The organism is Methylomonas defluvii (genome assembly GCF_033949435.1).
Taxonomy (GTDB): domain Bacteria; phylum Pseudomonadota; class Gammaproteobacteria; order Methylococcales; family Methylomonadaceae; genus Methylomonas; species Methylomonas defluvii.
The window spans coordinates 92,291-103,745 of sequence record NZ_JAXARY010000020.1 but is presented as its reverse complement, the minus strand read 5'-3'; the positions used below and the strand labels follow the sequence as shown (position 1 = coordinate 103,745).

General features: G+C 50.8%; 7 protein-coding genes. 1 reads left to right on the top strand and 6 read right to left on the bottom strand.

The window, feature by feature from the left end; translation table 11 throughout:
- Window positions 1–220 precede the first annotated feature (220 nt).
- Window positions 221–1,186 (bottom strand): MlaA family lipoprotein, encoded by a 966-nt coding sequence (locus QLH52_RS19075; RefSeq protein WP_319962604.1) that lies wholly within the window; start codon window positions 1,184–1,186, stop codon window positions 221–223.
- A gap of 233 nt (window positions 1,187–1,419) precedes the next feature.
- Between QLH52_RS19075 and tfpB the strand changes: the two genes are divergently transcribed.
- Window positions 1,420–3,201, top strand: a complete 1,782-nt coding sequence (tfpB, locus tag QLH52_RS19070; RefSeq protein WP_319962603.1) for a type IV pilus assembly ATPase TfpB — start codon at window positions 1,420–1,422, stop codon at window positions 3,199–3,201.
- A 151-nt stretch (window positions 3,202–3,352) separates the two neighbouring features.
- On the opposite strand, the gene QLH52_RS19065 is transcribed toward tfpB, so the two are convergent.
- The 5 genes from QLH52_RS19065 to QLH52_RS19045 form a co-directional block, all read right to left on the bottom strand.
- Complete coding sequence (locus QLH52_RS19065) at window positions 3,353–3,508, bottom strand: hypothetical protein (protein WP_165786410.1); 156 nt, start codon at window positions 3,506–3,508, stop codon at window positions 3,353–3,355.
- Window positions 3,509–3,712: 204 nt separating this feature from the next.
- Window positions 3,713–4,429: a YebC/PmpR family DNA-binding transcriptional regulator gene (locus QLH52_RS19060; RefSeq protein ID WP_319962602.1), complete on the bottom strand. Its 717-nt coding sequence runs from the start codon at window positions 4,427–4,429 to the stop codon at window positions 3,713–3,715.
- 190 nt (window positions 4,430–4,619) lie between these two features.
- Window positions 4,620–7,868, bottom strand: coding sequence for a bifunctional diguanylate cyclase/phosphodiesterase (locus QLH52_RS19055; protein WP_205450704.1), 3,249 nt, complete (start codon window positions 7,866–7,868; stop codon window positions 4,620–4,622).
- A gap of 24 nt (window positions 7,869–7,892) precedes the next feature.
- Window positions 7,893–8,522: a biliverdin-producing heme oxygenase gene (locus QLH52_RS19050; RefSeq protein WP_165786408.1), complete on the bottom strand. Its 630-nt coding sequence runs from the start codon at window positions 8,520–8,522 to the stop codon at window positions 7,893–7,895.
- Between the two features lie 117 nt (window positions 8,523–8,639).
- Window positions 8,640–11,225 carry an EAL domain-containing protein gene (locus QLH52_RS19045; protein ID WP_319962601.1) on the bottom strand — a complete coding sequence of 862 codons (2,586 nt, stop codon included), beginning with the start codon at window positions 11,223–11,225 and terminating at the stop codon, window positions 8,640–8,642.
- Window positions 11,226–11,455: the final 230 nt, after the last annotated feature.

Sequence of the window (11,455 nt, the reverse complement as noted above, 5' to 3'; positions counted from 1 at the left end):
GCGCTGCAGATTTCATTGAAAACATGCGGATCGTTTTCGACGAACATCTACCGCGCTGGAACTATCGGGCTATTCCTCAAACCAACTAATTTCAGGAAGTTATTTTTGGCGGAATCCTTAGTACATCCTGGAAAAAAGGCCCTCTCCAATACGTTAACTAAACAGTCAAAAGAGCTTACCTGGATAAGACCGCGTAGCGGGCCTTATCCAGGTCTTTATCTCACCTTCTACGTCTGTGCTTACTCAGTTTATCGAGCTTGTTTGAAGCTTCCTCAAACGATTGCAGCATGTTGTCAAAGGCCTTGGTATCAGCAGTAGCGCCGACAGCAGACTGAGTGGACGGCGACCCACTCTGTTCAGTCTTGTTTGTGGTGTCTAGCGATGGCTTGAGAACTTCCGAGCTGCCGGGCTTGGGTTCAGACGCAGCGTCAACGGTGGGATCAATATCGAGATCATAGTTCGCGCTGTCGCTTTTTCCGTCATTGACCAAATTGCGCCGATATTGCAGGAAGGATTCCCGAGTAAACACATAAGGGTCTAAAGCAGCCTCATTGATAAAGTTCAACGCCCCTTCGGCATTTGCCCGATCATTAATCCCCTCGAGAATACCGGTACCCGGCACGTAGGTACCTGGGTTGGCGGCTCTATCGAGGATGCCCGCGCCGCCATCGCGGATAGTGGTGGGCCCAAAAACCGGCAGCACCAAATACGCACCTTGCCCGACTCCCCACACGGCCAAAGTTTGCCCAAAATCTTCAACATTGTTTTTTAAACCGACTTCGCTGGCGACGTCTATTAATCCACCCACGCCGATGGTGGTATTGGTTAAAAAGCGTCCGGCGTCCGAAGCGCTCTGTTGGAATTTACCCTGAAGGACATCGTTGAGCACCACGTTAATACCCTTCAAGTTGGTGAAGAAATTATTGACGCCAGTTTCCATGAAATCAGGTGTAATAAATTTATAACCATCGGAAACCGGCTTAAAAAAATATTTGTCCAGTGTCATATTAAAACCGTACATGGACCGGTTAAATCCCTCGTACGGATCAGCATGGCCCGCTTCATTAACGGAAAGCTCGTCACGCTTTTCCGTACTCGCGCATCCGGGCAGCAGCAGTGCACTGGTCAATAAACACACTTCTATCAAAAGTGCCCGGTTCTTGCCTGGATGCAATTGGGTAAACATCGCTTAAAAATCCTGAAAGTAGTTTGTTTCTGGAAGCTTTAATTGTAGGGTTAAGACTTAAACCACTCCATATTAAAGAATCGATTCGCTATTATAGCTCTTGTCGTCGTCTCACTTTGCCTTTTTGCAGTGTTCCATGCTCTGCCTGAAAATTCCACCGCCAAGCTTTAAATCTACACAGCGTCCTGCATATTTGGCTAGACTAAACCTTTATATCATAGCAAACCAGGCGTATGCGGGAAGAACACAAATCCGAAGACAGAAAGCTGGACATCAACCAGATCGTGAAGTGGCTGGAAGAAGACGGCATGTTATCCGCCAAGGATGTCGAAAAATGCCGGCAATACGCAGCCGCCAAAATCAATCTCAACAAGCATCCGTTAAAGGTCTTAGCAGAGTGCGAACTCGCCGACCAAAGCCAGCTCGGCACGCCGTTGACGCAAGAAGACTTGACCCAATGGCTGGCGAAAAAGCTGGCTATGCCTTATTACTATTTCGACCCGCTAAAAATCGACGTACCTACGGTCACTGCCTTGTTCAGCAAGGCTTACGCCGGCAATTATAATATTTTGCCGATCAAGATCGACGCCGATGAAATCGTGGTAGCCACCGCCGAACCCTTCATCCGTGCCTGGCAACTCGACCTGGCGAAGATGCACCACGGCAAGATTCGCTGCGTGTTTGCCAATCCGGACGAGATCAAACGCTATCTGGACGAGTTTTATAACTTTTCCAAATCGCTGAAAGGCGCGCAAACCCACAATGATGGCCGCACTGCGGAAGGCCAGAACTTCGAACAGTTGGTCGAGCTGAGTAAAAGCGCCGATTTGGACGTGAACAATCAGCATGTGGTGAATCTGGTCAACTGGTTGCTGCAATATGCCTTCGACCAGCGCGCCAGCGATATTCACATCGAGCCGCGCCGTCAGCAAGGCAATGTGCGATTCAGGATCGACGGCATTCTGCACAAGGTTTATCAACTACCGATGCCGATTATGAATGCGGTCTTAAGCCGCTTGAAGATTCTAGGCCGGATGAATATCGCCGAGAAACGCCTGCCGCAAGACGGCCGGATCAAGACCCAAAATAGCAACGACAAAGAGATAGAACTAAGGCTTTCCACCATGCCGACTGCGTTTGGCGAGAAGCTGGTGATGCGAATTTTCGACCCGGAAGTGCTGCTGCGCGATTACGAGCAGTTGGGCTTTAATAAACAGGAGCTGGGGATTTGGAACCGGATGACCAGCCAGACCCACGGCATTATTCTGGTGACAGGCCCGACTGGCTCCGGCAAAACCACTACCTTATATTCCACGCTGAAGCGTTTGGCCACCTCGGAAATCAATCTATGCACCGTGGAAGACCCCATCGAGCAAATAGAGCCGGCTTTCAATCAAATGCAGACTCAGGCCAATATCGGCTTGGATTTCGCCAGTGGGATTCGCACCCTACTTCGGCAAGATCCCGACATTATTATGGTCGGGGAGATTCGCGATTTGGAGACGGCGGAAATGGCCGTGCAAGCTTCGCTGACCGGACATTTAGTGATTTCCACCCTCCATACCAATAGCGCACCAGCTGCGGTGACACGTTTGTTAAATCTTGGCTTGCCAGGCTATCTGATTCAGCAAACCATTTTGGGGGTAATGGCTCAACGCTTGATAAGGGTGCTATGTGGGCAATGCAAAACCGCGACAACCGTAGACCAAGCTCAGTGGCAGGCATTGGTGGCGCCGTTTAAAGTCGCTACCCCTAAACACATTTATAAAGCTGTTGGTTGCAAGACCTGCCGCAATACCGGCTTTGCCGGCCGTATCGGCATCTACGAAATTTTCGAAAACCAGCCGACCCTGCAAAAATTGATCGTGGAAGGCTGCGACACACTGTTGCTGCAACGCCAAGCGATCAGAGAAGGTATGCGCCCGTTGCGACTAAGTGGCGCGGAAAAAGTTGCCGCCGGCATTACCACCATTGAGGAAGTGTTGCGGGTGGCGCCGGAGCGGATAGATTTTTAAATCTGTCGACCAAATGCAAATTTATTGATCGCCTAGATTAGGATAAAGCCGAGAAGAGACAGCAGACTCCGGAAAAACCCGGCCTAAGCCGATGCCTTATTTCCCTGCTAAAACGATATAGGCCAATATAACCGCCCTATAGTAAGCCAGCTTAATCCTGGCGCTTTTTCCGATTTGCGTTGATGTTGCTCGCAACAGTCGTTGAAGCAAATAGTGCCGATGAAAGAATAAATTCGCCTGACATAAAACCGATCACGCCGGTGATAAAAGCCAAACCGTTCAAAATATCTTTTTGTAAGTCATTCATTTTTGTTACTCCGTAATAAACACGCTTACACTATAAGATAGATATAATTTATCAACAATGCCCTCTAATACATATTGTTTGTTTTACAAAAAGAAACAATAGCCGCGTTATCACGCTAAAACAAGCAATGGCAATGCACTTTAGTGGATCAGGAACGCTGAGGTTCCTGAATGCAATATCTCAAATTACCGAACGGTTTTGCCCTTAATATTCGGCATCATGGAAAACATTTTGCACGTCATCCAGGTCGTTCAACATATCCAAAAACTTTTCGAACATCACCACATCGCCGCCGCTGATAGGGGTAACACTTCTAGGCATAAACTGAATTTCATCCACTTCAAAATCGATCTCGCCCAACAAATCCGTCAAGGCCTGCTTGGCTTTCGCGTAGTCGGCATGAGGGGTAAACACGGTCAACTTGCCGTCCTCGTTTTCGATGTCGGACACATCCACATCCGCACTGAGCAGGGCTTCCAACACGGCATCCTCGTCGTTGTGTTTAAACGCCAGAATTGCCGAATGATCGAACATATGGCTGACAGCACCTTGCGTACCGATCTTGCATTTGGTTTTGGTAAAACACAGCCGTACATCGCCAAACGTGCGATTCGGATTGTCGGTCAAGCAATCGACAATCACCATACAACCGCCAGGTCCAAAGCCTTCATAGCGGGCAGGCGCAAAATCTTCCCCGCCGCCGCCCTTGGCTTTATCGATGGCTTTTTCGATGACATGCGTAGGCACTTGGTCTTTTTTGGCTCTATCGATCAACCCCCGCAAAGTCAAGTTGCCGGATGGATCGATACCACCGGATTTGGCGGCCATATAGATTTCCCGACCATATTTGCTGTAAACCTTGGCCTTGGCGTCAGCCGTCTTGGCCATGGAAACTTTACGGTTTTGATACGCTCTACCCATTCGACTTTTGCTCCCCGGATCGCTTGGCAAAAAAACCGCGATTCTACAGATAAGTATTTGCCGTGGGAATTTTTTGACCTGTATATGCCAGGTCGGGCTCTGCGAATGATGCTTGGACTCGCTCCAAAACTAATCGAGCAAGCTCTAAGGAGGCTCTTATCAAATCCGTCCTCAACTAGTTAATAACCCCCTAGGGTAACAAGCGTTCAAAGCTATCTAACGGTAAGGGTTTACTGTAGAGATAGCCTTGAAATGTATGGCAGCCATGGTTTTCCAGAAAACTACGTTGCTCTTCGGTTTCCACCCCTTCGGCTATCACGTCCAACCCCAAATTATTGGCCATGGCAATAATCGTTTGGACGATCACGGTATCGTCCGGATCGACAGAAATATCTCTTACAAAGCTTTGATCAATCTTCAATTGATCGATAGGCAGTTTTCTAAGATTAGATAACGAGGAATTCCCGGTGCCGAAATCATCCATTGAAAAACGCACGCCAATTTCCCTTAACGCATGCATTTTGCGGATGGTCTCATCAATATCGTCGAGCACCAGACTTTCAGTTAACTCCAACTTCAAGCGATTGGGATTGATATCGCTCTCTCGAATGATTTGCCGCACCACGTCGACGAAATCAGTTTGCCTAAACTGCCGCGCACTGACATTTGCAGCCAGTTGCAAATGTTGAGTATGTGTGCTGCTTTCCCAAATCTTCAGTTGTCGGCAAACGGTTTCCAGTACCCAACGCCCTATCGGCACAATCAAACCAATATCCTCGGCCAAAGGTATAAACTCAGCCGGTGAAATCAAGCCGCGTTCGGGATGTTGAAAACGGATTAAGACTTCAGCACCGATAATATCCAAACCCTGCGAGACTTGCGGCTGATAATACAGTTGGAATTGCTTATCCGCTAAAGCACCGTGTAAATCCGCCTCCAATTTGACCCGAGCATTGATACTGGCCTGCATCGCAGGGTCGAAGAAACGTATGGTATTCCGCCCGGCTTTTTTGGCCTGGTACATGGCAATATCGGCTTGTTTCAGCAAGCTTTCTATGTCCGAATCATGGTCGTTGAATAACACCGCGCCGATACTGGGCGAATTGCGATATTCGTGGTCGGCAAGCCGGTAGGTTTGCGTCAAGGCAGTAAGGATTTTATTCGCTATCACTTCGGTCTGCGCGCCGGCATCCAGCATTTCATCGCTCAGATCCGTCAACATCACCACAAATTCGTCCCCGCCCAGGCGCGAAACCGTGTCGCCTTCGCGCACGCAAGCCACCAAACGTTGTGCCACCAATTGCAACAATAAATCACCCATGTCGTGACCGAGGGTGTCGTTTAAGGTCTTGAAATTGTCCAAATCGATAAACAGGATGGCCCCCTCCCGCCCGCTACGCGCACTGGCAATCAGCGCTCGTTTCAAACGATCTTGCAGTAATCGGCGATTCGGCAAACCGGTCAACGGGTCATAAAACGCCAAGCGCTCAATTTCCTCGGCAGCGGCTTTAATCGAGGTAATATCTACAAACGTGGCCACATAATTTTTGATGCAACCCGTCGGGTCTTTCACCGTACTGACGGCCAAATGCATGGGAAACACCGCACCGTCCTTGCGTTTACTAGAAATCTCACCTTCCCAGACCCCTGAGTTATTGACCCTTTCCCACATCTCCTCGTAATAGACCAGACCCTGCAAATCCAATTCCAATACCCGCGGATTCTTGCCTACTACTTCCTCGCTGAGGTAACCGGTAATACGGGTAAACGCCTGGTTTACCCGCAGTATCAAGCGATTCTCGTCCAAAACCACGATGCCTTCCTGCGACTCGAAAGCGGTAGCGGCAATCCGCAGCTCCGCGTCCAATAACTGTTGCTGTCTCAGCGCGTGCTCCAACCGGCTTTTTTGTGCCAAGCCCTCGGGTAAGGTCATCGCCAACATCCGGGCAATATCAATTTGTACAGGCGACCAAGGTTCGCTGCGACCCCGCCATAATTCCGTCCACATTTCAAATGACTTACGCGGTGTCAGTTGGTAGTTTCCGCTTTTGTCCATCACCAAGCCTTTCTCGGCCTTGCCCGCCCAGCTTACGGTGCGCGGCTTTTCCTGTCTGAACCAAACTATGACATTGCGCATATCGCCGGGCAGCGGTGTGGTCAATATCCCTGAGGCTATTTCCTGGTATTTTTCTGCCGGTAAAAAATCATTGGCAAGATGATCAGAACTAAATATCTGGCCGCTGGCTTGTTTGCCCAGCCAGAGCAATAATGCCCCTAGATCTGCAGGTTTCAACACCTCGCCGTAAACATGCCGCTTACCTTCCACCACAGCTAATATCCCGGTTGCATCCAGCAACGCCATCAATGGCGGTAGTAACCTTTGCAAGACCCGTTGCTCGTGATCGGTAAAAATATAATTCAGCAACTCACCGATCACATGGTTAGCGCTGGCAACGCAGTTGTACTGCTCCAAGGCCTCAATCGAGGATAATTTCGACGACACCATCCGGCTTATAAACGTCACCGCTTCGCGTTGAGCAATCGACACACGTTTTGCCGTGAAGTGATGACAAGCTATCAATCCCCACAATCGGCCGTTTTGCAGCAAAGAAATCACCATTGAGCCCTGCACACCGATATTGCGCAAATACTGGATATGTATCGGCGACAGGCAACGCAACGCCGAGTAACTCATATCCAAGGGCCTTTCGGTTACGGGATTGAGGCCAGGTAAAATGGGCACCGGCTCGGCATCAATATCGGCAACCAAGCGTACCAGATTACTCGTGTAAAGGCGCCGCGCTTGTGGCGGAATGTCACTGGCCGGAAAGTGCAACCCAAGGTAGGATGGCGCATGATCCACGCTATTTTGGCTGATCACTTGACCGTTCCAATTAGAGTCAAACCGATAGATCATCACGCTATCGTAGCCGCTCATCCGCCGCACCAACAGCGCGACATCATCGAAATAGCGCGAGAAATCGCTATTCGCGTCGTATCTCAGCAATGATTCCTGCATTTCCATTAGCAATTCGGACAATCGCCCTTCCTGGTCGGCGTCGTGATCAGGCACGAGTTCCAGCACAAATAGCCCGTCACTCAAATAAGCATGGGCCTGTAGATCAAAAGGGCCCTGGCGCTGGGGAATGCTGAGTTTCCCGGCGGCAGTGTTTTTACTCTGCGCCGATTGAAACATTTGCTCGATTTGCCCGGCAATTTTTTCGCCGACCAACTCCTGAAGCGGTTTACCGTAAACATCGCCGGTCAATTCGCTGAAAAATTCGCTAATATTGGCGCTCGCCTGCAATACCGTGTAAGGACGATCAGCGCTTAAAACCAACAAGGCGCCATGCGGCTGAATCTGCCCGATTTGTTGAATGGGCTCTGCCGCGCACTTTTCCAGGGCTTGTTGCAACGCCTGTTGATCAATATCATCCATTAGACCGGGCGGAGAACGTGTAACTTACGAATAGGCATAATCATCCAGTACTTGAATAAAAAATTGAAAAGTTTGGCAGGCCGCGTGCTCGGCAGCCGAACGCTGGTCATCGTCACCGGCTAGGTTTTCCGCAAACCGCAGAAAATCTTGCCACATAGGCCCGGTGTTCTGACCATAACCGCGGAAAAAGCAAGCGCCGGCTTCGCCATTTAAACCGTGGTAGGCCTCAAGGCTACGCGAAATAAGCTGTCCACCCAACATCGATCCCTCTATCACGTATAAAACCCCGGTATATTCACCCATGCTGGCTACCTGCGGTGCCGGCAGGTTTTGCGCCATGTTGTATTCCCTAAGCGGGTCTATCCCCAAAAACGCCAGATCGCGGCAAATCCAAGGCAACTTAAGGCGTTGAGAATAGTCGAATTGACAGTCTTGAGAAGACTGAAAGGCAATTAACCGCTGTTCCAAAGCCTGATAGAGATGGTAGTAAGCGGACAGCAGCTTTCGGTATTTAGCCAGCGAATAGTCTGGTTGGGTGATTCCGACCAGCAAACTATGCTGATTTAACCGGTTGTGATAGTCATTGCTTGCTGCCTTCAAAGCCTCGCGGACTGCCAGCCGGGAATTGTGCGGATGTGTATCGGACGATTTCATTCGGAGCCCCGGCAAACCCAATTTAGTAAAAACGGCAGTAAACAGGAATATACCAACAATTCCGCGAAAGGCCAGGTGCATGCCTGATAGCCGGAGCGGCTACATTAACAGGCTGGGTCAGCACTTGGGCAAACGCCGACTCCAGGCCATAAATTCGTCTATCGGCACCGGCTTGCTGAACAAAAACCCCTGACAGGCGTGGCAGCCGTGCTGTTCCAGAAACAAGCGCTGCGCTTCGGTTTCGACGCCTTCGGCAATGACTTCTATCTCCAGATTGTGGGCCATGCCGATGATGGTTTGCACGATCACCGCATCGCTGGTTTTGATACCGATGTTATGCACAAAGGAGCGGTCTATTTTTAACTGGTCGAACGGCAACTGCGTCAGATAGGAAAACGACGAGTATCCGGTCCCAAAGTCGTCCAACGAAAAGCGCACGCCCATCTCTCGGAGCGCGTGCATTTTAGAGATGGTGTCGTTGATATTCTCAAGGACCAGACTTTCGGTCAGTTCCAGTTCCAGCAAGTCCGGGTTAACGCCATGGCTATCCAGCGTCCGCCGCACCTGCTCGACAAAATCCGCCGCTCTAAACTGGCGCGCACTGACATTAACGGCTAGCCGAAATTGCCGCGAACGCGCATGCTGCTCCCACTGCTTCAGTTGCGTGCAAGCGGCTTCCAACACGCATTGGCCAATCGGCAAAATCAAACTGGTTTTTTCCGCCAAGGCAATAAACTCCAACGGCGATACCAAGCCGCGTTGCGGATGCTGCCAACGCAACAGCGCCTCGGCGCCCACTACTTGGTGGTTTCGGTAGATCTGCGCTTGAAAATACAGCTTGAACTGATTTTGAGACAGCGCAAGGCGCAAATCTTTTTCCAAATCGGCGCGAGCAGTCGCCAGCGCCTGCATGCTCGGGTCGAAGAAACGCACAGCATTACGCCCGGCCATTTTGGCTTGATACATAGCAAGATCGGCGTGCCGGAGTAGCTCCTCCGCAAGCTCGTGATCACGGTACAAGCGAATGCCGATACTGGCCGAACAATGGAACTCATAGCCGTTTATGTCATAAGGATGAGCCAACGCATCCAGCAATTTTTCGCCGACTTGCTTGGTTTGCATGGCGGCAAGCTCGACATCGGCGCTCAAATCTGAGAGCAACACCAAAAACTCATCCCCACCCAGACGGCCGACGATGTCGCATTCGCGCACGCTAGTACGTAAGCGCCGCGCCACCTCTATCAATAATTGGTCACCGGCCTCATGGCCGCGCGTGTCGTTAAGCGTCTTGAAATTATCCAGGTCCAAGAACAGGATAGCGCCATACAAGCCGTTGCGGGCGCCGGCAACCAACTCCTGGCCCAAGCGGTCTTGCAGCAAACGCCGGTTAGGCAAATGGGTTAAAGGATCGTAATAGGCCAATCGGTGGATTTCCGCCACCGCGTCCTTGTTCTCGGTAATATCCGAAAATGTACCGACGTAATGGGTAATGCGGCCATCGGGCGCGACTACGGCGGCAATGGTCAGCCATTGCGCAACAATCAGGCCATTCTTATGCCGATTCCAGATTTCACCTTGCCAGTGGCCGGTTTCCTGTAATGAAGTCCACATGGCGGTAAAAAATCCCTTGTCGTGCCGACCGGAGTTGAGCATCTGCGGCGTTTGCCCCATTACTTCTTGCGCTTCGTAGCCGGTCAGCGCGGTAAAAGCTCGATTCACCCGCAGGATTATCGCGTCCGGGGAGGTGACGATCATCGCCGCCTGCGATTCGAAGGCGATGGCGCTGATACGCAGCATTTCTTCCGCCTGCTTACGCTCGCTGATGTCCCGAATAATCGCAATACCGCCAACAATCTTGCCGGCGCCGTCGCGGGACGGCGCGCAGCTCATGTCTATCACTATGCCGGCGGCATCCGGCGCCGGCCTGAAATTGCCTTCATAACTCACCTTTTCACCGTTCAACGCCTGATGCAAAGCGGCAAGTATTGAACCGTCGTTAAAACCCTTAATATCCAATCCGACCACGTTATCGACGCTATTCTGCAAAATAGCGGCAAACGGTTCGTTGCAATAAGTGACGATCAGGTCGGTGTCGTAATGAAAAATTCCGATGGGCGAATGTTTCAGCAACAAGCGATAGCGCTGCTCGCTGATACGCATGGCCTCTTCTCTTTCCGCGGCGTCGAGATGCAAGACAATATTCTCGGTGATGCTTCGATTGATACGACGCAAGCTGATCACCATGAAGCACAGGTATAAAAACCCTGCCACGCTCATCGCCACAAACAACCCATTGCCGGACATGAACAAGCGGACAATGATGGGCAGCAGCGAGCTCAAAGAAAATAGCACCGCACTAAGCAGATCGGCGGAAAAAGCCACCACGCCGCCGGCGGACAAGCCTGCCAGCATGAAAACCAAAAAGAGTTGGTGCTGCGAACTGTTGGTCGGGAACATTAGAAAACCGGCCGCTCCCCACACCAAGCCCACGGCAAGCACCCCAATCCGAAACCTTTTCATCCAGAACAGAGTGCTTTCGCCCACTTCCGGCGCGGCGGACCGATAAGCCTTGACCAGCAAAGTGCGGGAAACCGCCACCAACACGATCAGCGTCAACCAACTGAGCACCACATGAGCCGCAATCATGTCGCGCTGCATATAAGCCAGAATCGCCGCCAGTAGCGTACTGCTGATCAATGACACATTGCTTGCTGCAAACAGTTGTCGAAGCTGTGCCGCTTGAATTGCTGCTTGTTTGTTCGAGTTACTGATCACGTATGATTTAGCGGCCGGCTACTAACTAACGACTGAAATGGGTTTGAAACGACTAGCGAAGCACTCTGGATTGTACGCTAACCGGACTAACAGGCAATGCTGTTTTTGGCTGGCTGCTTTAACCGCGACCTAGCCACTGCCCTTACAATTTTGGTTTT